Source organism: Chitinophaga rhizophila, assembly GCF_019492185.1.
GTDB classification, from domain to species: Bacteria; Bacteroidota; Bacteroidia; order Chitinophagales; family Chitinophagaceae; genus Chitinophaga; species Chitinophaga rhizophila.
Genome location: NZ_JAICCF010000001.1, coordinates 1,130,829 through 1,155,060, shown reverse-complemented (window position 1 = coordinate 1,155,060; position 24,232 = coordinate 1,130,829). Strand labels below are relative to the sequence as shown.

22 protein-coding genes are annotated in these 24,232 nt (G+C 37.2%); 13 read left to right on the top strand and 9 right to left on the bottom strand.

What is annotated here, in order from left to right; genetic code table 11:
* The first annotated feature begins 1 nt into the window (after position 1).
* Positions 2–1,426 carry a class I SAM-dependent DNA methyltransferase gene (locus K1Y79_RS04250; protein WP_220248757.1) on the top strand — a complete coding sequence of 475 codons (1,425 nt, stop codon included), beginning with the start codon at positions 2–4 and terminating at the stop codon, positions 1,424–1,426.
* Positions 1,423–3,414: a restriction endonuclease subunit S gene (locus K1Y79_RS04245; protein ID WP_220248756.1), complete on the top strand. Its 1,992-nt coding sequence runs from the start codon at positions 1,423–1,425 to the stop codon at positions 3,412–3,414. Before K1Y79_RS04250 ends, K1Y79_RS04245 begins: the two co-directional genes overlap by 4 nt.
* Before the next feature lie 93 nt (positions 3,415–3,507).
* Here the strand turns inward: K1Y79_RS04245 and K1Y79_RS04240 are convergent, their stop codons facing one another.
* The 4 genes from K1Y79_RS04240 to K1Y79_RS04225 form a co-directional block, all read right to left on the bottom strand.
* Positions 3,508–7,176, bottom strand: a complete 3,669-nt coding sequence (locus tag K1Y79_RS04240) for a cold shock domain-containing protein (protein ID WP_220248755.1) — start codon at positions 7,174–7,176, stop codon at positions 3,508–3,510.
* A 350-nt stretch (positions 7,177–7,526) separates the two neighbouring features.
* On the bottom strand, positions 7,527–9,215 hold the full coding sequence (locus K1Y79_RS04235) for a DUF262 domain-containing protein (RefSeq protein ID WP_220248754.1): 1,689 nt from the start codon (positions 9,213–9,215) through the stop codon (positions 7,527–7,529).
* Positions 9,216–9,234: 19 nt separating this feature from the next.
* The gene (locus K1Y79_RS04230) at positions 9,235–9,894 is read right to left on the bottom strand and encodes a hypothetical protein (protein ID WP_220248753.1); all 660 of its coding nucleotides are present in this window, start codon (positions 9,892–9,894) and stop codon (positions 9,235–9,237) included.
* A gap of 127 nt (positions 9,895–10,021) precedes the next feature.
* A complete protein-coding gene (locus K1Y79_RS04225; RefSeq protein ID WP_236059476.1) occupies positions 10,022–10,456 on the bottom strand; it encodes a helix-turn-helix transcriptional regulator in 435 nt (144 codons plus the stop codon).
* A 259-nt stretch (positions 10,457–10,715) separates the two neighbouring features.
* On the opposite strand from K1Y79_RS04225, the gene K1Y79_RS04220 reads away from it, so the two are divergent.
* The 10 genes from K1Y79_RS04220 (at position 10,716) to K1Y79_RS04175 (ending at position 16,072) form a co-directional block, all read left to right on the top strand.
* On the top strand, positions 10,716–11,453 hold the full coding sequence (locus tag K1Y79_RS04220; RefSeq protein ID WP_220248752.1) for a sensor histidine kinase: 738 nt from the start codon (positions 10,716–10,718) through the stop codon (positions 11,451–11,453).
* Positions 11,454–11,484: 31 nt separating this feature from the next.
* Complete coding sequence (locus K1Y79_RS04215; protein WP_220248751.1) at positions 11,485–12,399, top strand: HEPN domain-containing protein; 915 nt, start codon at positions 11,485–11,487, stop codon at positions 12,397–12,399.
* Positions 12,400–12,493: 94 nt separating this feature from the next.
* Entirely contained in the window at positions 12,494–12,778 is a 285-nt protein-coding gene (locus K1Y79_RS04210; RefSeq protein ID WP_220248750.1) for a hypothetical protein, read from the top strand.
* An 11-nt stretch (positions 12,779–12,789) separates the two neighbouring features.
* Entirely contained in the window at positions 12,790–12,996 is a 207-nt protein-coding gene (locus tag K1Y79_RS04205) for a hypothetical protein (RefSeq protein WP_220248749.1), read from the top strand.
* Between the two features lie 56 nt (positions 12,997–13,052).
* Positions 13,053–13,871 carry a hypothetical protein gene (locus K1Y79_RS04200; protein ID WP_220248748.1) on the top strand — a complete coding sequence of 273 codons (819 nt, stop codon included), beginning with the start codon at positions 13,053–13,055 and terminating at the stop codon, positions 13,869–13,871.
* Positions 13,872–14,057: 186 nt separating this feature from the next.
* A complete protein-coding gene (locus K1Y79_RS04195; protein ID WP_220248747.1) occupies positions 14,058–14,426 on the top strand; it encodes a hypothetical protein in 369 nt (122 codons plus the stop codon).
* Between the two features lie 21 nt (positions 14,427–14,447).
* Entirely contained in the window at positions 14,448–14,714 is a 267-nt protein-coding gene (locus K1Y79_RS04190) for a hypothetical protein (RefSeq protein ID WP_220248746.1), read from the top strand.
* A gap of 29 nt (positions 14,715–14,743) precedes the next feature.
* Positions 14,744–15,430 carry a hypothetical protein gene (locus K1Y79_RS04185; protein WP_220248745.1) on the top strand — a complete coding sequence of 229 codons (687 nt, stop codon included), beginning with the start codon at positions 14,744–14,746 and terminating at the stop codon, positions 15,428–15,430.
* Between the two features lie 31 nt (positions 15,431–15,461).
* Complete coding sequence (locus tag K1Y79_RS04180) at positions 15,462–15,710, top strand: hypothetical protein (RefSeq protein WP_220248744.1); 249 nt, start codon at positions 15,462–15,464, stop codon at positions 15,708–15,710.
* 113 nt (positions 15,711–15,823) lie between these two features.
* A complete protein-coding gene (locus K1Y79_RS04175; RefSeq protein WP_220248743.1) occupies positions 15,824–16,072 on the top strand; it encodes a hypothetical protein in 249 nt (82 codons plus the stop codon).
* Positions 16,073–16,115: 43 nt separating this feature from the next.
* Here the strand turns inward: K1Y79_RS04175 and K1Y79_RS04170 are convergent, their stop codons facing one another.
* The 5 genes from K1Y79_RS04170 to K1Y79_RS04150 form a co-directional block, all read right to left on the bottom strand.
* Entirely contained in the window at positions 16,116–17,210 is a 1,095-nt protein-coding gene (locus K1Y79_RS04170; protein WP_220248742.1) for a site-specific integrase, read from the bottom strand.
* Positions 17,207–17,536: a hypothetical protein gene (locus K1Y79_RS04165; RefSeq protein ID WP_220248741.1), complete on the bottom strand. Its 330-nt coding sequence runs from the start codon at positions 17,534–17,536 to the stop codon at positions 17,207–17,209. Before K1Y79_RS04165 ends, K1Y79_RS04170 begins: the two co-directional genes overlap by 4 nt.
* 606 nt (positions 17,537–18,142) lie before the next feature.
* Positions 18,143–19,210 (bottom strand): HNH endonuclease, encoded by a 1,068-nt coding sequence (locus K1Y79_RS04160; protein WP_220248740.1) that lies wholly within the window; start codon positions 19,208–19,210, stop codon positions 18,143–18,145.
* A 103-nt stretch (positions 19,211–19,313) separates the two neighbouring features.
* Positions 19,314–21,053: a hypothetical protein gene (locus K1Y79_RS04155; RefSeq protein WP_220248739.1), complete on the bottom strand. Its 1,740-nt coding sequence runs from the start codon at positions 21,051–21,053 to the stop codon at positions 19,314–19,316.
* Positions 21,054–21,056: 3 nt separating this feature from the next.
* Entirely contained in the window at positions 21,057–22,307 is a 1,251-nt protein-coding gene (locus K1Y79_RS04150) for a dsDNA nuclease domain-containing protein (protein WP_220248738.1), read from the bottom strand.
* Positions 22,308–22,723: 416 nt separating this feature from the next.
* Between K1Y79_RS04150 and K1Y79_RS04145 the strand changes: the two genes are divergently transcribed.
* Entirely contained in the window at positions 22,724–24,001 is a 1,278-nt protein-coding gene (locus tag K1Y79_RS04145; RefSeq protein ID WP_220248737.1) for a hypothetical protein, read from the top strand.
* Positions 24,002–24,232: the final 231 nt, after the last annotated feature.

Genomic DNA, 24,232 nt, shown 5'->3' with positions numbered 1-24,232 from the left:
AATGAGCAATATTGGAGGTATAATAAAATCAATCAGGGATGTTTTCCGTAAAGACCCGGGCTTGAGTGGAGATGCACAACGCATTGAACAATTGGGCTGGATGATATTTTTGAAACTTTTTGACGATAAAGACAAGGAAAAAGAAATCCTAGATAGAAAATATAAATCGCCGATCCCAGCTGCTTTCCAATACCGTAACTGGGCAGAGAACGATGAAGGTATGACAGGAGATGAGCTCATCAATTTTGTCAACAATCATTTATTTCCTGCGCTCAAGAATCTCAAGGTAGGCACGGATGATAAGTTGGGCATCATTATCAGGCAAATATTTGAAGGGACCAACAACTATATGAAAAGCGGAACTACGTTCCGCCAGGCGATTAATAAACTAAACGAAATAGACTTCAATAGCAGTAAGGAGCATCACGTCTTTAATCTAATTTATGAGGAAATACTTCAGGGATTGGCCGCCAAGAAAGACACTGGCGAATTTTATACCCCGAGAGCTGTAACACAATTTATTGTGGACATGGTGAACCCTAAACTAGGTGAAAAAATTGCAGATCCGGCATGTGGTACTGCTGGCTTTTTAGTTTGTGCCATTGAACACTTGAAGAAACAGGTAAGGAATGTGGAGGATAAACAAACTTTACAAAACACCGTTACGGGAACGGAATTGAAGCCTTTGGCTTTTATGCTAAGTGTGATAAATCTGATTACTCACGACATTGAAGTACCTCAGATCGAAAACGGAGATTCGCTGAGCCGGGAATATAACTCCATTAGGCAAAAGGATCGGATGGATATTATTTTGGCCAATCCCCCTTTCGGTGGTGTGGTAGGTGATGGAATGGAAACCAATTTTCCACTGAGTTTTCGCACTAAAGAAAGTGCTGACCTGTTTTTGATGTTATTTATCCAGTTGCTAAAAGAGGGTGGACGCGCAGGTATTGTATTGCCTGATGGCAGTTTAACCGGTGATGGAGTAAAACAACGGGTAAGGCAAAAGCTATTGGAAGATTGCAATGTGCATACTATTGTGCGGTTGCCCCAATCGGTTTTTGCGCCCTATGCAACTGTAAATACCAACCTAATTTTCTTTGAAAAGGGTAAGCCAACCAAAGAAGTTTGGTATTACGAACACACTTTGCCCGAAGGGGCAAAAGCTTATAGCAAAACCAAGCCGATACGCATAGAAGAATTTGAACCATTAAAAGCTTGGTGGAAGATGAGGATTGAAAACGATGTGGCTTGGAAAGTACCGATTCAAGCTATCATTGATCGCAATTACGATCTAGATATTAAAAATCCCAATACAAAGATTAAAGAAGTAAAACTTGACAGAAATGAAATATTGAACGAGCTTAAAAGCTCATTTCAAAAGTCTATTTCAATTGTTGAAGAACTCAAAACAGCATCAATATGAAATGGAAGAAAATAAGAGTTGGTGATTTTTTGATCCGCGTTAAAGATTTAATTCCAATTGAAAAGAATAAGGAGTATAATCTTATTACTATAAAATTGTATCATAAAGGTGTTCAATTAAGGAGAAAGGAAAGTGGTTCAAGAATTTTAGCTAATAAAATGTCGAGAGTGAAAGCTGGGCAATTTATCCTTTCAGGAATCGACGCGAGAAACGGTGCATTTGGAATAATCCCTGATGATCTGGATGGTGCAGTAGTTACAAATGACTTTTGGCATTTTGACATAGACGAAAGTATTGTTTCCAAGGAGTATTTCCTTTGGCTTACAAATACTCCTTTTTTTGATGATATATGCAAAAAGGCAAGTGATGGAACTACCAACAGAATTCGTTTGCAAGCTGATAGATTTTACAGTCAGGAGCTTAAAGTTCCTGAAATCGAAGATCAGCACGGTGCGGTAGAGGAGTTGAAAAAACAAAGTAATAAAATTGGATTACTCAAAATTCAATACCAAAAACAGCGCTCCCTCCTTGACCAACTAAGCCAGGCTATTTTGGAAGAGGCGATGCAAGGCAAATTGGTAAAGCAAGATTTGAAAGATGAACCCGCCTGCAAATTACTCCAACGCCTACAGATTGAGAAAGCCGAATTTGGGAAGAAAGAGAGAGCAATGCCTTTTATTAAACGAGAGGATGTCCCTTTTGAAATTCCAAAAAATTGGGTATGGTGCAGATTGGGGGAAATTAGTGATATTAAAAGAGGGAAAGGACCCAAATATTCAGATTTTGGTATAAAAAAAATGCTTAATCAAAAGTGTGTTAGGTGGTATGACGTTGATTTGCAATATTGTAAAGCAATTGATAATGATTGGTTTAAAGAAATATCCGATGAATTTAAAGTCAGGCAAAACGATGTTCTAGTAAATTCGACAGGTGATGGAACAATTGGCAGAAGTGCGTTAGCTGGGCAAGAAGTTAGCGGATACATTTTTGATTCGCATATATTGAAAGTGACTAGTTCAATTAACCAATTATTCATTTGTTATTTTATCAACTCAAAATATGGACAGAAGCAAGTGGAAAATTCAAAAGGAGCAAAAAGTACAAAACAGCATGAATTAGGTGTAAATAACCTTTCGAATTTTGTTTTTCCTCTTCCTCCACTTTCTGAGCAAAAACGCATTGTAGCGGAAGTAGAAAGGCAATTTGCCAAAATCCAGCAATTAAAAGAAAACATCATTGCTAGCCAACAAGCTATCGAGCAGCTTTTCGAATCATTGTTGCTTCAAATGTTTGAGCGCAAGCTGACGGAATATACGACTGAAAAACCTAATGAAAAAACAATCGAGTTGAAATCCAGCTCTTTAGACTGGGATAATCTGGAGGTAGAACCCTTTGAAAGACGTGCCGCCCAAGCTGTTAATAACATTCAGAATATTGATTGGGAAATAGCAATAATGGTCGCTTGCATGAAAAACAAGCTTGGTGTTACCTACGGAGATGTAGGTTTGCAGAAAAATGTGTTCAATACCAATTATCTACAGCCTATTTTTTCAAAACAGTATGATTTTATTAATTCCAATTTTGGAACATACAGTTACGAGCTAAAGGATGCCTTAAAGAGTAATCCCTATCTTATTTCAAAAAAGCTTACCAATAACAAGGAGGTGTATATTGTCAATCCAAAATACAGTAAACAAGTATTGAACAAACTATCGGCACCAGAAAACAAGGAGTTTGTACAGGCAGTAAATAACATGCTCAGCATTTATGAGCACCCTTTTATCAATAAAGAAACAGACAAGATAGAGCTGTACAATACGGTTTTAAAGGTTGCAACAGATAAAAGGACTACTGACATTAACGTGATTTATCAGGGAATGAAAAATTGGAAGATCAATCAACCAATTTACAAAACCAAAGCCGAAAAATTCAGCAAATCGGACTCCGGGAAAATGTTGAAAATTTTAATAGAAAAAGGGATATTGTAATTAATTCGCTGCTATTTGAATCCAATCAATATGATTTTAATCCGAACATATGATTGGAAAGTGTACTGCTTATTTTTTATCCTGATTTTGGTCTTAGAGGTCAAAATCAGGATAATCACTTTGAGGATTCTGATTGTTTCTATTGCCTCTTATTTGACTTAAGCGTATTTTGGGGTAATTGGCACGTCGAAGGTGCAAATGTGGTCGTTTAATAGCAGATGAGGGGTGATATTCAACATTGCAATTAAGACACATAAAAAAATGGGTGCCACCAGTAATATCGTCAATTACCTCCGTCATTAGTTCAGAACAGTTGTAACAAAAGTATTCGTTCTTTTCTTTATGTCCTTTCTGCCCATTAACACAATCAACTAGATTGGGGTGAATGGAACCTCCGGTTGTTCTTAAATTGTTCAGCCTCCGGTTTAACATGTCATGTGAACAGCAACCACCACAGCAATTACATATATAAAGACCATTTTCACACTTCTTAGAAATTCGACTATCAATTATACTATTGCATTTGCCGTCCAGACAATGATTTAAATATACCTCTTGACCATGTTGTTTGCAATTGTTGTTGTTGCAAGAAAATCTTACTACAGTATATGCTGCAAAATTTGATGATTGAACCGGAAATAATATTTCATCACATTCATGACAATATAATTTTTCAAGTAAGCGGTTAAACCTATTTATTTGACTTATTAACTGATAATATTTCCCATGAGGGAAAAAACCATAATTACTATTCTCATCAACATTGATCTCAAATATCTTTAGAAGGTCTAATAGGGTAAGGCTGTTGTAATCACTCTCAGGACTTAAATGCTCAGTTTCGCAATTCTGAAAGCATTTTTGATTTGCACACCACCAGAAGCCACGGAGTAACATGGCATCTTGGCTATTTGCAATTCTTCCTTCACAAAATTTTATCCCATTGGGAACTTCATCTCTTTTAAAATTTGCAAGGTGTGGATTGTTTGAATAATTATTTGCACCATAATTGAAGAAGAAACGATTTTTTTTACCAAAAGAAAGCACCTGGCCTTCTGACGAAGATGGTATAATCCATTTCTTTGTGTTACTATCATACCGCCTGCCCGGAATATTTTTAACCTCATTTACCAAATTGGAATCATAATCAAATTCTATAACAAAAAATGTATTGTTTCCATTTTGCTGTTTAAAGATTGTTCCATTGGTCTTCCAATCCCACTCAGCATTCATCCTGCCAAGACATTCTTCAAAATACTTTTCGATTTTAAACTTTTTTCTTCGTTCTCTACCAATATCATGTAATACTATCTTCAACAGTTCACTATCAGCAAGAAAGCGACCTTGCGACTGATAGTTCTTGATTAGTTCAATAACAAGACTTGTAGATACGTCGAGCACAAAATCCTCGTTAAACTTTTGATTGGCAAGAAAAAGGTCTAAATCTGCTCTTACAATAGCATCCAATTCAATTATAGAAAAACTAATCTTCCTTTGATGCTTTAAATAAAATAGTCTCTTGATAATCTTAATCTGGTCGGCTGGGCTAAAGTAAATAAATTTCCTCTGCAATAAGGCGAGATCAAATTCCTCATTCAATTCTAAAAACCACAAAATAAGATTGTCAAACTGCCGATTATTTTCGCCTATTTTCTTTTTGTAATTTATATCTAAATCAACCAAGCATTTTATACATCTCATCTTTATATAAAAATCCTTTCTATCCAAAACCTCAATAATGCTATTTGTAATCTCGAGCAAAACATTCCCTATATCCGTTGCACTACAAATATTATCTCTAATCCAGTTATGGATGTTGTATATTTCTTGACTATTCTCTGTAATTAGTTTTACAATTGAATCTTTAGGAAATATTTTCCCTATACCTTTTTTCCAAAGATCGAAATATTCTTCTTTGCCTATTTTCTGAAATACAGCTTTATCAAATTTATGGAAGAGCCCTGAATCAAGATGAAGATGTGCCATCTGCAATATCCACTCTACTTTTGTTCCACTTTTTAATCGTATCTCTAATATTTCATTTACCAACTCCTTTTCCAATTTATCCTTTTCAAAAATGTTCGATAAATGCTCATCGGTAAATTCATTTAATTGAGATCTTAGATACGGAATGAAAGATGGGATATAATCTTGTTCCCACGCCCTAATGATTACAGCAGGCATTGCATTTTTCAATACAAATTCTTCAAATATGCCTTCTTGTTTATCTATGGCTGTAACAGTAAATAAACATTCTTTTGAATGCCGAAATGCATCCAGCATATTGGAAAAGACGTAGAAGCTTGAAATCTTTTCATTGTTCGAATAACCCGCTAATGCTGCAGGCAACTGCTCAACAGATACCTGTTCAATTGCATTTAGTAATTCATGAGAAAAAAAATCTTTCCCTATATGGTGTATTAATGAAGCAGTTTTTTTCAGTTTGAAATAACTGAAATCAGCCATTATATCTGTCAACAGGTGCCTAATTTTATCTTCCAGCAAAGAAGAATGATCTGTTAAATTCTCTAAGTCCTTTAGCTGATGAAGAGGCTCATCCTTAGAAAAGTCTATTTTCTCAATCAAACGGGAAATAAGATACTTTGAACTATAAATATTAAGGAGCGTTTTCAATTCAACTAATGGCGCTGTATCAATAAATTTAGAATAGAAACTCTCTTCAATATTGTCGAATGGATATCCCACTTCTTTAAATTTCTTAAATAGTATTATAGTCAGTGAACTGCTTTGATGATGCCACGACATGATCACAGATTTACAAGTTTCATTAGCTGGGAATCTATTACATATTTCAAACAGCAATTTATCCTCTGTGATATGTGGTATCAGATTTCGATAGGTTGCTAATATCAAATTGCATTTCGTCTTTAATTCTTCGTTAGAAATGCTATCAATAATTTTAGTAAGAAACAAATACTCGTCTAATTGCTGATTATCTATAAAAAGTTCAGACCTAATAGAAAAAATTTCAAATAACGCGACGTCGCCAATCTCTAATGCTTTAACTCTTTGTATATGTTCCTGTTTAATCAGAGGAGATATTTCTCTAAAAAAAGAAACAGTTAGTTCTTTAACAGGAAATTCAACTTCTTTTTTCTCCAATCCGAATATGTGATCAAGATAAAATTCGTTCTCCGGCTCAAAATACAAAATAGCCGGATTGTTATTTGACCATGCCTGGAATAGCATTAAACTATTTTTATTCTCATTGAAAAATGAAAATATTTCCTTTAGTATGATTTTTTCATCAGGTAATGCCAGCCCCTTTATTTTATTATGAACCAATATTGCATATTCATAAAATAAATGAGGAGCTTTTTCAAAAATAAACTTCTTGAAATACTTAGTGATAATGCTAATTATATCTTCTTTTGATTTTGTTCGTAGAAGCTGATGTGCGGCAAATGTTTTTATTCCGTAAGATTTTAGTTCCTTTTTTCGGAAAGTGCCGCCATATCTCTTCCTAACGGTTATATCAACCTCTATTTTAACTGTATCTTCTTTCCCTAATAATTCCATTATAAGTCTCCAGTCTTCAAATGAGGATGGTGGTTGGGCTTTTGCGGCCTCCAATCTTCCCTGGCGGCCATGCTTGATTTCATATACTAATGCTGTAGCCACCAATATTTTTTCAGGCATTATCACAAATTCGCTTTTATGTATAAAAGCCTGCTCGCCTGATACGGATTGAACTATGCCAAATCCCTTTTCTTTATCAAACCATTTTACAAGACCAACAATCATGTAATCAAAATTTATGGATATTCACAGATTTCTATTATATAAAATAATGAATGGTTAAGAGCAATAAAGTCTATTTATTACTTACACGTTCTGCTTATATTGCTATCGTCTATAACAGATTAACATTTTTATCTTAAACGGGCTTTAAATTTTATTTGACTGAGAAAACTCTTTTCATCATAGGAAAAGAGCTTTATCAAAAGCATAGCTTACATAATCATACCATTCAAATGCTGAGATGTTATCAAACATTCACTTCGCAATCTAAATATCATTATAATCGTTAATGTCCGGGGTTGAAATCTTCATAATGTATAGCATTAAAAATGTTTGAATTATATTTATATATCCTAAAAGCTCCAATTAAATATGGCAAAACTCAATATAACTGAATGTCTTTTATCAATTGCTTTCATATCCCATAAAGGAGTATCAGTATCTCCACTCACAAAATTCTTAATTTCACCTTGCTGGTTTAGAAGTGGGTTCTTATTGTAGGAAGAAAGTTTTTCTTTAAATGGGATGTTCCCGATTGATCTGTTATGATTGCCTGAGATAAGCATTAAGTTACCCAAAGAATTAAGGTAGTCTTTTAAAAAATCTTCTGAATACTCATTGATCGAGTTCACTTTATAGCCACTCGCCAATGTCTGATCGATCGGTGGTTTTTGGGGTGAGATATGCTCAATCTGTTCATCATCTAATATAATTGAGCCTAATACATATCCTTTACTTTGTATACTGGCTTCATAACGCCAAAGCAAGTAATTCACTATCGGTGTTGAATACATGTATCCATCCAATGTGCTTTTAAATCTTTCATCGCTCCAGTGATGTTCTTGATTTAGCTTTGTTTTCAAATTATTACGCAATTCAGTATTTGAACCGGTATATTGATGTAATATTTGGTTTAATCTGCTCTCAATCGTGGCTCCACTTCTGATAACTGCATATCTAAAAACAAGAATTTCTAGAACTTTAAACAAATCACTCAGTTTACTTGTGTCATCTCCAAAATATTTATATCCTTTTATCAGAAAGGGATAGACAAATGCGGGTGCCTTTAATCGTTTTAAAAGAGAGTAATAAATATCCTTGCTGTTTTCTAATTTTTTCATATTTGAAAATGTAGTATGAAGCTCTTCAACAAACGTATTTATCCATGTTACCCTATTGGAAGATTTTTTGAATTCCGCCTTTATATCTTCAATGTTTCTATAATCAAAACCTTTAACATAAGTATGACAGTGGTAGAGTAGAATACTATCTTCATCCAAACCCTTTATATCATTAATAAGTCCATAAATTGCCTTGAAAAGGTTTGCAACATACTCAATATTCATATCTGCTTCTTCCTGTTTGCTGTAAACATAAAGCTGATACATGAAGTAGGATTTTAACCTCTCCATATTTGTTAAATCTTTACCCCTATTATTCTGCAATTCAAACATCAAAGCAGCGTCCTTTTTACCCTCAAATTCGATACTTGTTATTGCAGTTTTTTCAATTTTATCAAGAATTTTCAAAATATCCTCTGTCGGCATCTTTCGTAATTCTTTGATGAACCATGCTCGAGCGTCCCTTATATTTTCCTGAGAAGGAGATGCTATTTCAAATTTTTCTTTGTTTTCAATTATTAAAGCATCATAACACGACCTATCATAATCTACTGGCCTGAGTTTAATTGTGCCGCCATTCTTTAAAAAAGTCGCTTCTTTTTCAGCAATAGATATATCTATAGTTTCACCAACTGCAATTCTTTCTTTCAATATATTAATAAGAGAGCGAACAAATATTGTCAGTGTCGTCAATCTTTGCTGGCCATCAATTACATCAAATACTCTATCCTGCTCAATTGTTTCCAATAAGATATTGCCAAAGAAATAGTTGCTATCTCCCTGTATCTGCTCTTTTAGATCATTCAAGAATGTCGACCATTCTTTTTCTTTCCAAGCATAAGCCCGCTGATATACTGGAATAATGAACGATTTTTTGGTGCCATCAAAAAAGCCAAAAACGGAACGCTTTACAAATTGCATCTTTTGAATTGTATTAATTTTACCTTTGCTTTTTTCTGAAAAAATTCCTTAACAAATAGCCTACTCCTACTATTGTCAATAGCCAAAGAACGGTATTAATAATATTCGCTTCTTCGCTCTTTGGTTCCAATGTCGCTTCATCAAGCCAATAAACGACAGTTTTATTTTCATACTGATTTAGTAGAAGATCTTTAATTAACTCTGGTGAAGCAGTCAATAAATATGGGTCTGATAAGTCAATACGCACACACTTGATCTTATTTGTTTTGTATATATCAATCTTCTTCCGATCTAAGTCATGAGTAACAAAAATCTCAAAGTGTACATCATTATTTTCATGTAATACTGTGACATCTGATCGCTTTCCATGAAATGAAACTTCCTTACGAGGATTTGAATATCCAATTTTGAGTTTATTTGAGATAGTTACCTCATCATCGTTACTCATTATTACCTGTACCGCATAATCATGCAAAGCCGTGTCTCGGCCACCTGTACAATTGGAGTCTACTGCATGTCTGAAATGCCATTCTCTTTTTCTTGTAGCACCTTTCACAACAATCATTTCTTTATCACAACCAACGCAGCGATATAAGAAGCCCTTGCCCTTTTCAGCATCGTTTACATGCTGGATAATAGCGGTTGCTTGCTGTTTTGCTAATGTTATGGTGGCACTCATTTATTATAATGGATCAAACTTTCGCTTGGGTATTATTTGATTACTTACTGCATCATAATGTATATATATAATACAAAAAGCCATCTACAAAGTGAGATGGCTTAAATAAAAATATTAAATTTCTGCGTTATTTCTTCTTTTCTCCCAATAGCTTCTCCAACAAGGCAATCTTTTCATCCTTTTCTTTCAGAAGGGCGGCGGTAAGTTTTTTATTCTCCTCCAAAGTTTCAAGCCACTTATCAAGTGGGTTGAAAACGCAATAATGATTGCTAACTGCTACACTTGTTGCATGAGGATTGGCGCCCTCATAGTTATGCTGAATGTTATAAATCTGAGCCTCTTCGTTAAAGTTTTTAATTGCATCTACAGGCACATTCAATGTCTTAGCAATCAACTCCAACTGCTCCGGTTCAATGGTTTCTTTGGTTTCCAATAAAGAAACACTCTGCTGGCTGATATTGAGGGCATCAGCCAATACATCCTGTTTAACATGCAGGATTTCTCTAAGGCGTTTTACCGCGCGTCCTTGGTGTACTTTTTCAGGCATACTGGTAATTGTCATAGTCACAAAGATATTGAAAACTAATAATTTGGTATCCTACTTCATCCGGGCTGGTGAGATACCAAGGGTTATTCCCGGTTAACTATCCGGTAAAATACAACTAATTTTTGTTAACGCACAGGCTTGCTTAGTGGGGTACGGTTGCCGGGGATGGTAATTTACCACACGAATCAGGTATCAAACAGCCGCCAGTGGTGCAATACGCTACCGGAGCTGTTATGGACAACTATCTCCCTTAACACCATTAAACTAGCCAGTTATGCCAATCTCATTTGAAGATAATACTATTATCCCATTGCCACCGGCTGCTTTAGCTCAAGAAAGCGCCCTACAGACAATAGAGCTGTTCCTCGGTATGTTTGCCCATGAACTACGCACACAAGTAGCCGGTACTGTCCAGGTCTGCCGGTATATTCGCGAAGGCAGCAAGTCGGAAGCATTCTTTCAGGCGTTGGAAACCACAACCCTTGATACCTTACATATATTGGACAATATGCTTGCTACCGTAAAATTTCATAACGGTAAACTGGATATTACACCTGCCTACTGCCAGATTGATTTCAGGTCATGGATAACACCGATCATTCGCCAACAAGAAAGGACTGCGGCCCTGCAACAAAAGGATATTTGCCTGATACTGCATCCCCCGCTGGAAAATGCACAGGTTACTACAGACCCTGTAAAGCTGGGGCAGATACTGCAAAACCTGCTCTCCAATGCTCTTAAGTACAGCTATCCCGGCACTGTTATTACCGTGAAATGCTGCCTGGAAAGTGACGTGATCTATCTACAGGTTATCAATCAGGGCATGGAAATCCCACCGGAAAAAGCCTCCCGTTTATTTATGCCATACGAGAGGTTAGACAATGGCCTGGCAGGCACTGGGCTAGGGCTGTTTCTAAGTGTGCAATATGCACAGGCTTTGGGCGGTGTTCTTGCTGTGCAAAGCGAGTGGGGAAATACCGTTTTTACGTTAACCCTTCCCGTTTATCGTTAAACCGCCCTCTGAACAACCTAAAAAAGTACCTATGCGCACACATTTACCCCATCTTTCCAAGCAGCAGGTCATACAACTGGCAAAGCTGATAGAGAAAATTCTGCTTGTTCTGCAACCGGAACTGATCTGGTGCTTGGGCACCCGTACTACCATTATGCAGGATTGGAGTTGCTTCTGGCCGGGGGAAGGTTACCGGGAAACGATATACCCGACAACGTTCGACTTGCTAATCCTAACCACAGAGACAGAAAAACGACCGGAATACGAGCTTATCCAGTTAATAGATCAGCAAGCGGCATCATTACCCTGTGAAATCACCTGTATGGTGCAGAAGTATGTAGCATTTATGGAAGGGCTGCCTGCCGGTTATTGTTTTGACACTACCGTTTACCGTAAAGCCGTACCTGTTTACAGTAGCGGAAAGCCATTGACAGCGGACCTGCCCGTTGAACCGACGAAAGAAGAAATTAAAAACCGGATTACCACTCAATGGAACCGGTGTTTCACTACTGCCCAACGGTTTTTTAAGACAGCCACTGATTGCCAGCAGGAGAACTGGCCGGAGCAGGCAGTATTTAACCTGCATCAGGCAGCACAACATACCTGTATGGCAATATTAAGAGGAACCACCGGCTACCGGTCTACCACCCATAATCTTTCCCGCTTACTGGCCCTGATTGACAACTTCAGCATGGAGCCGTCTGTTATTTTCCCTCGATTGACAAGGGAAGAAACGGAAATTTTCAACCTGTTAAACAAAGCTTATTCAGATGCCCGTTATAAAGAAGATTATACTGTACCTGCTGAAAAGGTTGCTATCCTCATAGACAGGATAAAGGAATTAATGTCCGTAGCCGAATCCCTTTACCAGACTAAGCTGCAAGAACTGGATAAGGGCCAACCAATTGTATTCCCTATAACAACTACACATGAGACAACAGCCTAATCGCCCCTCTGGAAATCCCGATAGATCAGGGCCAAGCATAACAATGGAGGTTTTCCTGCCAGTAAAATTCCAAATAGCTTGCAAACAAATGGGAGTGGATGAGCAGGAAGCTATCCAGTTCTGGATAGATCATATCCTGATAGTCTCATATTTATTAAACGAGGAAGAAGATATTTATTCTTTAGCTACATCGGTGTTTGCTGCCTATACGCATACAATTCACATTACGGCGATCCCGGATAAGGTTAAAAGAGAGATATGTATATACTATACCCAACAGACAATCGCGCTGATAAGCGAGGCAGATCATACAAGAAGCTATACAGCCCTGATCAAGGAATGGTATCAGCAACTGGACAAACACAATAACCGGCAATAAATATTAACCATATGAAAAAGCGACTTACCCTGCACCACACGCACGACAGCTATATTCTTACGGAAATTACCCAATGTACCTTGCAGGCACTGGTACAGTTTTACGTTAACCACGTATCGGTAAACGATTTTCTGCATACCAATGATCCTGCAATCGTAAAAGCCACAAAGGTGTTCTTGTCCTTCACAAAGGAGGAAGAGAAGAACAAGCCGGGATAAGCTACCCGGCAAATAAGGGAGGCAGAATTATTACCGGTTTTTATTATATTAGTAGTATGCCTACGAAAGAAACTCCCTTAAACCCACCCCGCAACCATGTTGCCGCCCCACTGGCACAAAAATTCCAGCATGACTACGAGGCAATAATGGAACACTACACCGTATTGCAACAACTGGAAATTTCCGAACACCTGTTAAGTCTTGTACAATTGGCCCGGCAGGAGGGTGTTCATAGCGATCAATTCTGGTATCAGTACAAAGCAAAAGATTTAGCATTACTCAAACGCTATGGCAAAACCCTTAGGCCTTATGTGAGCAAGTGCTTTTATGCCTATTTTTACTACGATACCGTGCTGGCGCAGAAAGAGATTTATTCCAGTGAGATCTTCAACAGCTTAACAGGTGCGGAGCAATTTTTATCAGCAGATGAAATCAGTCAATTTCTCCAACTCTGTCAAAACATGCTGGAATGGGCCATTAATTTCCTTTACCTGCAAAAGGAGCCGGAGGGGCTTGACGTAGAAACTGTAACTGCACCTGCTACAGAAGAACCGGATAAAGAGGCAACCCGCTACCGGCAATTGCTCACCTTATATTACCTGCTCAAAGCAGGGTTCCAGACAGAACACCGGGATAATGGCAATATCAGTGATGTAGTAAGACTGGCGCACCTGCTGACAGGAGTAAAGTTTACCAGCCTGCAAAATTCAGACATCTATAAGAAATACGCTAAAATACCCGATCACAAAGCAGGCACACAGTTGTTGGCAGACCTTCAATATATTCGCCCTTACTTCACAGATCTTCACCTGGACAGTGCTGTTGCCCTTATTGATGAAGATATCCGGCAGCATGAAAAACGGATCAGGAAATAACAGCTATTGCTTACCGTTAATACAAACAGATTACCGTTAAACGGTATCCTCACTTGAAGCCTACTAACTATTTTTAAAACATAGGTATCCCTATAGGGGGATACCAGCCTTCTTTCTATTCTCATCTTTGCATACAGAACGGTAAACGTAAAAAATCAACTCCGTTTACCGGTAAACCCAACCTGTATGTCAACAACAACACCTGACTCAAAACAAGTACCACCTGATCCAGCAGCGGCAAGGGAGAAAGCCCCCAAAACGCCTATAGCTCCGCAGGACCTGTTAAACCGCCTATCTGGTATATTACCCACAGAAAAGGGGGCGTTACAACCATGGCATAAGTTATTGACTCATCCGCTGATCGTTATAGCGGGCCTCTGCCTGCTGGCTTATTGGTTATATACACAAAAGCACCCGTCACCGCAAGCCCAGGACCCTGAAAAAGCAAGACTGAAAAAACAAGTAAAGAAGTGGAAGAAGCGGAACCAACAAGACCAACACAAAGCTGTTAGCGATAACCATCATACTGCAACCGGTATCTCGCTGATGGATTAAGAACTTAAAAAACGCATCACCATGCAAAGTGCTAATAAGCCCGCTACAACCAGTTCACACACTATTCCCATTGATGTTTTACTGGACATCATTCGCATCCTGTTCAATAACCGTCTACACTGGCAGGTAGAAGGCATCAATGAGCAGGAAAGCACCCTGCTGGTGCAAATTACCCACCAACAGGGTAACCCTAAATACCAGAAAGCTTTAAAAAACATCATCGGCATATTGGATGATTACAATTATTACGTTAAAGGCGCTCCACAGGATGAAGCCATCGACTATTAACAAGACCGTTTACCGTTAAACTGACATCAATGACAACTACCTGTCAATACTGTGGCACACCCATGCAAGCCTTACGGAGCACCCGTAAATATTGTAGTGATACCTGCAAGCAGTTAGCATTTTACAAACGAAATGGATTGGCATTAGCTGATGCAGACACCAACACCTCAACCGGTAATGAGCCAGCAGTTTTGCTGGAAGAAGCAAAAACTGATGCAAATAAACCAGATTATTTGGTAAGGCAACAAGACCAGCCCTATCAGCAGGTATATTCCCGGCTGCTTGAAGCGGTGCAGGAATGCCTGGATAGTAATAACTACACATTTATATTTGAAAACCCAGACCAATATTGGGGAACCTATGGCATACAGCCAGTAAAATGGGTAAGCCTTCGGTTGCGCTGCCTGCTGGAAAACATGCTTCGTTTAAGCAATATCCCTTCCATACCTAACGAGGCATTAGTTCTTTTGCGGGATTCGTTTGCTGATATGGCGGCGGCACATCCTTACCGGCAACTACCTGCTGATTATCCCTACACCGCGCTGGTAAAAGACATCATACATAACCTTGACCGCATTGTTTATAACGTTAAGCCGAAAGGCAAAACCCGCTTTCGTTTAACGCTTAAACGGAAAGCGGCCCTCATTGCCTGCCGTTTTACGCTGGCAGCTATGGTGCCGCTGGTAAAGTTCCGTGAACTCAACTTTTCAGAATAATCATTTCATAACCTCTAAATCCATTTATTTTATGCAAACAGTTATTACAAAACGCGAATTACAGGTACCTGTAGATGTGCTGATCCGGGTAGCCGATGTATTACTGGAAAACGATATCACCAATAGTATTACTGGCACTGATGAAGAGGATGGTTACATCACTATTGAAGTGGAATACGAAAAAGAACAGCGGGATGCCATCCATGAAGCCGAAGATATTATCTCCGACTACCATGAGAATGAGGAAGACGAGGATGATGACGAAGAGGATGAAGACTAACACTAAAACCTGTCTTACCACCACAGGATTACCTGTAGTGGTGGTTCTCTTTACCCAATAACTTAAGCCTTACTCTTATAGAAAGGTAAAATTTCAACACTAAACTATACGGTATGATAAAACGTGACGATCTACTAATCATGCGAGCAGTTGCACTCTGTTTTAAACCCTTCCTAAAACCAGAAGAAGCGCTGATTTATTGTAACCTTGGCCGAACGCAATTTGCAAAGAACTGCGAAGAATATAGGGTTTACAAAACCAATAGTGGTTATTACAGGAAAGAAGATATAGACAAGATGTTGTCTGGTGAAACGGCGGCAGTGCAGGCTGCAACCCCGCAGGTCAAATTAAGAGTTGCATAGTAAAGCAGGGCTATTCAAAATCGAATAGCCCTGTTGTTTTAGCCTAAAGGAAACTTGCAATATTAAAAGAAGGCAAGTGACTGATTGCCTCTGACTGATCTTTGGGTTTATGCCTTTTGTAAGTCTGCTGCACCTGTCTGGTAGTTGTATGGCCCATCAGATAAGCAATAGTAACGTCATCCACATTCTTATCCTTTAAGAGAATAGAGAAACTTAACCGGGCACAAGACCATGTTACATATTTATTGACACCAGCCCGTTTAATCCATTCTCCTAATACCTTATTAGCTCCATTTGCCGTAGGCAGGCTAAATACTTTATTGGTCGAAGTAGTTTTACCCAGGGATAGTTGTTTTATCTCTTCCAGAATAGCAAGGGCTATAGGGTGCAGGGTAAGCACCACAGGCTTGCCTGTTTTCTGCTGGATGATCCTTGTAATTAATGTGCCACCTTGTAAATCCTGCCATTCCAGCCTTTTTACATCCACCCATCTAAGCCCGGTATAACAGCTAAACAAAAATGCCAGCTTCACCTGCTGGTTAAAACAGGGCGTGTTAAGTAAGGCAACGTATTCCTCTGATTCCAGGTGTTCCTTCAACGCAGCGCTTGGATTACGCACCGCCGGAATATCCTCTGTCGGGTTACTCCTGAAATATCCATCCTTAGTAGCAGCTTTCACCACCCATTTGAAGCGTGCATAATAGTTAGCCGGGGTTTCGCCGGTTAGTGTATCCAGCAAATGCCGCCGGAACCGTTTACAGAAGTTCTCCGTAATATCTACCGGTGAGATAAAATCACTTTTGATATAAGCCTTAAACTTGGTAAGACAGCAGGCCAGATGCCGGTTGCCCTCTCGTTTATTTAATTTGATGTATTCCTCAAAATACTCAACAAAGTTTGCCTTGAACTTATGAGCGGGGATAACCGGTGTACCAACCGCTTGCTGCTCTATAGTTAACTGGCTCTTTTTAGTCTCCAGTATCTTCAGCGCTTCTTTATTGAAGTTCTTTTGGATCTGGTTTTGTGGATTGGCATATATAAATACGCCGGTAGAAGGTCGCTGTCCGGGGTCGCGACCTAAATCATAAAAGAAATAGATCTTATCTCCCTTCTTATTGAGCTTTTCTCCAATGTTCATAGGTTTTCATTTTTTAAGGTTACAGGAGAGAAGCCCAATGAGTATGCCATGCCAACAATAAAAACAGGGTAACTAATGCCAGCCACCATCCGGTGAAAGTTTGTGAAAGAAAGCGGGAACAACAATCTTGAAAATAATTTTAAAAACAACCCTGTACAAAATGGCAGAACTGCCATGTAGGCTTGCGTTTCACTGCCAGAAGTGAGTGTCATGGCGAGTGTCAAACCGGGTGTCAAATAAGCCTTTTTAACCCATTTTTGATGCAAAAAATTAAAGGTTCGATTCCGGTTGTGTTCCGGTGGAGTGCCTGCAATTCTGCGTGTCATTGCGAGTGTCATTTGAGTGTCGTAAATAGTGGGAAAAAGGGCTAAAAAGCATGAAAAACCGACACTCGCGAAAATAAAAAAGCCTTACAAATCAATGACTTGTAAGGCTGTTAAGTGCCCAGAACTGGCACATGACCAGTTTGAGACTCAATATTTTATAAAAGGTTTTAGTCATTTTTCCGGCAACAAATCCGCGTTGTTCCGGTTTAAATGTTTTTATTCGGTTTTAAACAGTTATAACCTGTCAATGCAAATATAATGTTTTAGTCTGATTGGACATAGATTTAGGCATGTTTTTAATATGACACCGTCTTGATCGGAGAATTGTTTCGCTTGCTTGCTAAAGCAAGTTCTTTGAGTTTTAAACACTTTTATTTAATGGCATTTATTGTGAGTAAATTGGCATATTTGACGCAACGCATTGGCTGGTTAGAGTTATGAGGAAATTTAAATATTAAACTCAAATGCCCTTGTAAGTTCAATCTTTATGTTTAGAATTCACTAGAGCTCGTCTGAGTGTCAATGTCAATGCTTTCGATAATTCAATCTTTAAGAAAGGATTTGTATATATTCAGCAATAAAAATCCTGCGATACGACACCAATTGTTAGAAGGATTTATTAAAACTTCGATTGTAAATTTTATGTCGTAGCCTATTTAACATGCTAGCCCTCTTTTTATAAATTGCAAAATTGGCCTGTTCGTGATAGTGTATTGATTCATACGTGCATACTATCTTTTGCGATTCCCCAATTTTCTTTTCAGCGCTACTGAAATCAACTATTTGTCTTACTGGTATACCAAAGCGATCAGTGTACTTTTTTCCTAGCAATATCGGGCAGGGTGGCATTTGAAAGTTTCCAAACATTGAAAACACTTTGTGGTCATCAATATGTCCGGGCATAAAAAATTGAAAAACATAATTTGAAAAATATATTATAAAACCTAGTGTAGGACAATTTTGAATCATTGCATCATTTCTTTTTTTAAATTGAATTACTAATGGTTCTTTAACCCCTTTGCCTGCTAGGAAATGAATAAATACTCTTAATTGCGGATTGTTACTAAAATTGTGGTTCAGTTCTTCGTTTAGTAAAAAATTATTCAAAGATTGAAGATTCGCTATATCTTCCTGTTCTCTAAGAAAACTAAAGCCAATTTTTAATAATATCTTAAAAATATTCAATGGAATATATGATGATTTTGTTGCTAAAAAAGTTATTGTTTTTTTCTTTTCATCTATTACCCAATGCTTGTTTTCAAGCCCATCGGAAATTACCTGAAGATTTTTACGATCTTCGGAAAATGATATCTCAAGCTTTTTATCTGGATTCTTAAACTTGGGAATACTATTCTTTCCCTTCATCAAATTCAGAGTCCTAGTTATACCTAAAAAGCTAGCCAGATCAGTTTCATATTTGCTGAAATAAGAGTTACAGGAATCACATTCAAATTCAGAGATGAAATTTTTGTTCCCCATAAGCTCGGGAAGCATATGAGCAATTTTTTTAAAAGTTACCTCAGGATAGGATTTGTTGCAAAATCGGCAACTTCTCTTGGTTGGGGCACTTAGTTTGGCCCTTTTAAGTGGATGAAAAAATAGGTCCACGCTATATGAACTAAAAAAATCATCATATTCCGGCAATAGTTCTTCCGCAGCAGGTGGTAGTATCATTTCTAAAGTTGATGTGTATTTGAAGCTTATTTCATAATTGGTGGTTCATGCAATGTTTGAGCGAAATTTTATCCCTTAACTTTAATCAGAATGGCATGTCATCTTAAAAATCTTCATCACTTTTAAGTGTTCCATAAAGAATTTGTTGTGTTTCAGTCATAAACGCTTTTTGTAAAGGCGAAGAATCTACTAACATTGAACGTTTTTTCATTCCATCACCAATTAGTATTAGATGTTTTCTGCCTGTAAACGCCTCAGCGTATTGTCCAATCATGTCGCTAGCATTATCATTAGCTATGGAAAGAATAATTTGTGAATCTAGTGGCCTTTGCCTTTCGATAAAATCAAGAATCAATTTTCTGGTCGCTGGTGTCATGTCCTCCTTAAAAATCCCATCAAGGAGAAACGGAAATCGATGAATATCTTTTGTATTACGGATTGTGTTGTTGAAAGCAAAATGGTATGCTAAAACCGTGTTATGCAATTCAACTCCTTGATATGGAAATGCAGAGATTTTATACAAGTCAGTATAACGATCGTCGGTCAATGCTTTAACATCTAATTGAGGTAAATAGCTGGTAAACATTTTTTGAAATGAAATTGACTTAGCTTTGCGATCGTATTCAACTTGCTCCGGCGTTTTGAAGTCTTCCAATTTGCCTTCCTTCTCACTAATTTCTTTCGAGATACTACCTAAACTTGATGTTACATTTTCTGACAACTTTACATTACTTTTATTATTCAACCAGTTATCATAATTGACATTCTGATCGTCATATGATGCCAATACATCGTACGACAATTTTATGGTCGTTCTAAGCTTCTTAATTTTCGATTCTAATCCATTGATCTCACCCGCCAATTCTTTTATATTATTATTTAATATTTTTAGTTCATTGTCGGAATCATTATGCTCAACAAAATAGTGATAAATGGATTCAGGCTCTGCTGAAAGTGGTTGTTCACATGTTGGACATTTGTTAATTCCAGGCATTTGTAAGCTGTGATTTCTATTTACTTCCAGTAACAAAAGCCTGCGTTGCTCTGCCTTAGCTAATTCATTACATTTGAGAACAAACAGCCTTTCTGTTTTTTTTAATTCACTTTTTTCTGCAGAATGATCTTTCACAAATTGAATAGAGAATTGAATAAATCTCTCGTCTGCTATTTGTGCAATAGTCAAGTCTTGGTTTGTAGACTCAAAATTGGCGTAAAAATTATGTTTTTGTCTTAGTTCATACAATTCGCTTTGCAGCCGTTGCTTAGCAAGACGATCTTCAGATTTCTCAATACCTAGATAGTAATCAAAAAAATCGTTTTTAAAGTTCTTAAACCAATCTAAGGCGGAAAATGATTTTCTCAAGTACACCCAGCCCAAAGATTGGGATACATAATATGGTAGAAACATTGCCTCAATTGGTGCTTGTTTGTACTCATCTTTACCTTCCAAGTGCATCGTGAAGCCGAATAAATTACCTAGATATTCTTTAAGCCTAATGTGTTCACGAGAGCTATTCCCGCCAACTCCTAAAAATTTAGAGGCTGGTTCCTCATTAACCTTTATTGTTAAATATTCGTCATCTCGAATAAGTATTAAATTAATTTCACCACCCACTACTTTGATCATGCAATCAATCCTTACAATTATGTCTTCTTCAAGAATATCTTTTAGTTGTTCCTTGTACTCATTTATTCCGAATGCATAAAGTATAAGTTGGAAAATGGTGCTTTTTCCTGAGGTATTTGGTCCATGGATTATATTTACACCTTGTACAAAAGATGAATCAAATGTTTTTCTGCCATCTTTTGTGAAAACGAAAAGTCTGTTAAAGGTCAAATTCATCTTTCAAAGTATTTGGATAAGGGCAGCGAATAGTGTTGCTTTTAATTGAACTGGAGTCAATCTACACGTACATTCAGCCTTAAACTTGGCATTTAGAGCTTCTAAACATTCTGCTTCACTAGTAGACGTAGATAATATATGTTTATTGTTCTCAACAAAAGTCAGTATTTGGGCGTGTTGAGTTTGAGACTTGTCTTTAAATAGATCGATGCTGTAAATGAATTGTTGCTCGAACTCTTCCTGGTCAGCCAAGCAAATCGCTAGCTTTTTTGCTATCTCATACTTCTGATCTCTCCATAGGCTATACGCCCTTTTTTGAGAAGTTACGACTTTTAAAACATCTGCGATCTCCTGACCACTAATGCGCTTGGCTGGATCCAATAGTCTTGGTATACTTCCTTGATTAAAAACAGCTTTAATTTTACTAAACAAAAGAAGCAAGGTATCTAATGCAGCCTGTGTGTCATAGATTTTGTTATTGAAAAGTTCTGAAAGTTTTCCCTTTATCGTTTGTTGTTGCGCCTTTACCGTTCTACTTAGGTCAATATAGCAAAACGAAACATTAGCTAACTCATCTAACTTCTCCTGTTTATTATTAAATCGTTCGTGTATTTTGAATAAGTTTTGTATTTCTGTATGTAGCTGACTAAATGAGACGTTGGTATTAGTCTCATTCACTATTTTTGTAATCTTGGTTTTTCCATCACCTGCTGTAGCAGTAAATGACATTTCGTTGTTTGAAATGAAATGGAGGTTCATGATGAAGCCAGCGGATTTTGTGATTGGATCAACTCGTACGCTAAGTCCCGCATCAACTATCTTCTCAACAATTTCATACATAACTTCATTGAGAGACCACTTTGTTGATGATTTTTTTGCCTGATAAGTCTTTATTTCAATGACATGTCCGTTAGAGTTCATGAAGCAAAAAAGATAGTCTTCCCAGTGTTCCATTGACAGAAAGTAGTCTGCCTGTTTAAATTTGTCATAATCGTCCAAGATAATACAAATAGCACAATGGGACTGAAACTCGAAGCCAGTTATTGCATGAACTCCTGCGTTTGTCGAAGTGGAAGTCACCAGATTATTGGGTTTATACAGTGTATAATAATACCAAAATAAGGCAGCGACCCGAATTATAATTTGGGGCTCGGCGACTGCATCATAAGGCAGTTTATAAAAATTGAATTTACGAGGAATAGGTATACAGACAAAAATTTGTAAATATATTAAATAGTATAATGTGTCGATCATTTAGAAGCGAGAAAACCGGGAGGATTTGTCACTCTAAAGGCAGTACGTCTATAGGGGTGAGTATGTACATGTAAATGATGTCGTTTGCTCGTTCAAACGATTGAATAGTGCCTTAAAGTTACAGTTGCTAAAAATTGTATCACCATATAAGTATAATATCCCTTGTCACGTCAAAAGATTATCGAGGAAAAGTTGATTAAGCCATAATATACTCTCTTTTTATACGGAAGATGTTTATCTTATCCTGAAGAACCCTGAAATTTAAATAGATGTTTCGGTAAATTTTATCATTGATTTTGTCAATCTCGATAAAACCTCAAAATGATCTTTATTTAATCTAAGTGTTTCTACTTATAAAAAAGCTTTCATATTATTTTGTCCTAGGTTATTATTTCAAAATACTTAAATTCGGCGCTATGATAAAAATTGAGGGTAAACTATTGGAGAAATTCACCTCTGCTGGGATTGAGGTAGTTGAAAAACAAAGACAATCGCAATTTGATGATACCATTCGTGTCTATCATTTAGTAAAAATTCCGTGTGGAAGGGAATTCCTTGAAATTGGTTTTCGCAACAGCGTCGACCAATCGGTCTTGTTAGATAGCAAAGTTGAGCATTTTAAGTATACCAAAGTTTTCCAGGCAATTTACTCCCCAAAATTTCGAACGATTGAGGTAGAAATTCAGCCTGCAGCTCGATACGGTGGGCCATTAAGTTTTACTTCAAAAAGACTTGCTCGACTTTTTGAGGTTGATTTTGATGAAGAGTTAGGACAGTTTAGATTTGAACTTGATAAATCTCAGGATGACATATCTGTTTCAATCGGTACAGCAAGTGATGAGTTTTCTATCCTGCTTTCTGGTAAAAAGCCTTTCGAAATAGTGAGGCGTCGATTGACAATGCGAATTGAAAATATTGATGTAAGCAAACACGATAAAGTCGTAGAGATCATAGAAAAGATTGGAAATTCAGTTCTATTTAAACTTGACCTTTCTTTGAATTTAGGCTTCAAATTAGCTGAAGAAAGAGACGGTAGACGTGCCTTTATAAGGGGCAATATTGATAATATCGAATTTGATAAACAATTCCCTGATTATGAATACGATGCAGGTCCAATGTCTCTTTACTGGTATGCAAAATCCGCAATTGACATGCCTTTGCTACAATTCCTTGCTTTGTATCAAATTCTGGAGTTTTATTTTCCGGCGTTTTCAGAAAAGAAATCGTTAAATACAATCCGGAATATTATCAAGGAGCCAACGTTTAATGCTAATCGTGATTCAGATATCGCAAAAATTATGTTAACACTGAAAACTAACAAGAATCAATTTGGCTTTGGGTCCGAATTAGATCAACTTAAGTCGACAATTCAAGAATGCATCTTGGTTGACGATCTACGTCATTTTATTGAGTCCGATGAAGGAATAACCGTGTTCTATAAAAATGGAAGTGCTAAAAAACTCTCAGCTAAAACAATTAATTTAGAGCATAAGTCTTATGACTTGGTTAATGATATTTGTGAACGAATCTATGACATAAGATGTAGAGTCGTTCATACCAAATCTTCTGAAAAAGGCTTTGATTTACTAGTTCCCTCCTCACCTGAGTTGAAGCATTTGATTTACGATATTTCTGTACTGGAATTTATTGCGAAAAAGGTGTTGGTGGTCACAAGTAGATACATGAAAATCTAACGTTATTGATTACGAAAATATTCAGTATTAATCGGTACAAAATAGTTGAGGTAAATCTTCACATTATTTATTTTGGACTGCAGCGAACTTGTCTTTCCAAGTGTTTATAAATTGACCCAATATAAATTTGTCTCTATGCCTGTACAATTTGATGATTTCCTGATGGAAAAACAATGTGTATATAAAGAGGAACTATTTACTGTCCGCGATAATGGAGCTGTATATAGACAT

Excerpts from the sequence above, each read along its gene's own strand:
- K1Y79_RS04250 (WP_220248757.1), top strand. The coding sequence starts at position 2 with ATGAGCAATATTGGAGGTATAATAAAATCAATCAGGGATGTTTTCCGT.
- K1Y79_RS04245 (WP_220248756.1), top strand. The coding sequence starts at position 1,423 with ATGAAATGGAAGAAAATAAGAGTTGGTGATTTTTTGATCCGCGTTAAA.
- K1Y79_RS04240 (WP_220248755.1), bottom strand. The coding sequence starts at position 7,176 with ATGATTGTTGGTCTTGTAAAATGGTTTGATAAAGAAAAGGGATTTGGC.
- K1Y79_RS04235 (WP_220248754.1), bottom strand. The coding sequence starts at position 9,215 with ATGCAATTTGTAAAGCGTTCCGTTTTTGGCTTTTTTGATGGCACCAAA.
- K1Y79_RS04230 (WP_220248753.1), bottom strand. The coding sequence starts at position 9,894 with ATGAGTGCCACCATAACATTAGCAAAACAGCAAGCAACCGCTATTATC.
- K1Y79_RS04225 (WP_236059476.1), bottom strand. The coding sequence starts at position 10,456 with ATGACAATTACCAGTATGCCTGAAAAAGTACACCAAGGACGCGCGGTA.
- K1Y79_RS04220 (WP_220248752.1), top strand. The coding sequence starts at position 10,716 with ATGCCAATCTCATTTGAAGATAATACTATTATCCCATTGCCACCGGCT.
- K1Y79_RS04215 (WP_220248751.1), top strand. The coding sequence starts at position 11,485 with ATGCGCACACATTTACCCCATCTTTCCAAGCAGCAGGTCATACAACTG.
- K1Y79_RS04205 (WP_220248749.1), top strand. The coding sequence starts at position 12,790 with ATGAAAAAGCGACTTACCCTGCACCACACGCACGACAGCTATATTCTT.
- K1Y79_RS04200 (WP_220248748.1), top strand. The coding sequence starts at position 13,053 with ATGCCTACGAAAGAAACTCCCTTAAACCCACCCCGCAACCATGTTGCC.
- K1Y79_RS04195 (WP_220248747.1), top strand. The coding sequence starts at position 14,058 with ATGTCAACAACAACACCTGACTCAAAACAAGTACCACCTGATCCAGCA.
- K1Y79_RS04190 (WP_220248746.1), top strand. The coding sequence starts at position 14,448 with ATGCAAAGTGCTAATAAGCCCGCTACAACCAGTTCACACACTATTCCC.
- K1Y79_RS04185 (WP_220248745.1), top strand. The coding sequence starts at position 14,744 with ATGACAACTACCTGTCAATACTGTGGCACACCCATGCAAGCCTTACGG.
- K1Y79_RS04180 (WP_220248744.1), top strand. The coding sequence starts at position 15,462 with ATGCAAACAGTTATTACAAAACGCGAATTACAGGTACCTGTAGATGTG.
- K1Y79_RS04175 (WP_220248743.1), top strand. The coding sequence starts at position 15,824 with ATGATAAAACGTGACGATCTACTAATCATGCGAGCAGTTGCACTCTGT.
- K1Y79_RS04170 (WP_220248742.1), bottom strand. The coding sequence starts at position 17,210 with ATGAACATTGGAGAAAAGCTCAATAAGAAGGGAGATAAGATCTATTTC.
- K1Y79_RS04165 (WP_220248741.1), bottom strand. The coding sequence starts at position 17,536 with ATGACACGCAGAATTGCAGGCACTCCACCGGAACACAACCGGAATCGA.
- K1Y79_RS04160 (WP_220248740.1), bottom strand. The coding sequence starts at position 19,210 with ATGATACTACCACCTGCTGCGGAAGAACTATTGCCGGAATATGATGAT.
- K1Y79_RS04155 (WP_220248739.1), bottom strand. The coding sequence starts at position 21,053 with ATGAATTTGACCTTTAACAGACTTTTCGTTTTCACAAAAGATGGCAGA.
- K1Y79_RS04150 (WP_220248738.1), bottom strand. The coding sequence starts at position 22,307 with ATGATCGACACATTATACTATTTAATATATTTACAAATTTTTGTCTGT.
- K1Y79_RS04145 (WP_220248737.1), top strand. The coding sequence starts at position 22,724 with ATGATAAAAATTGAGGGTAAACTATTGGAGAAATTCACCTCTGCTGGG.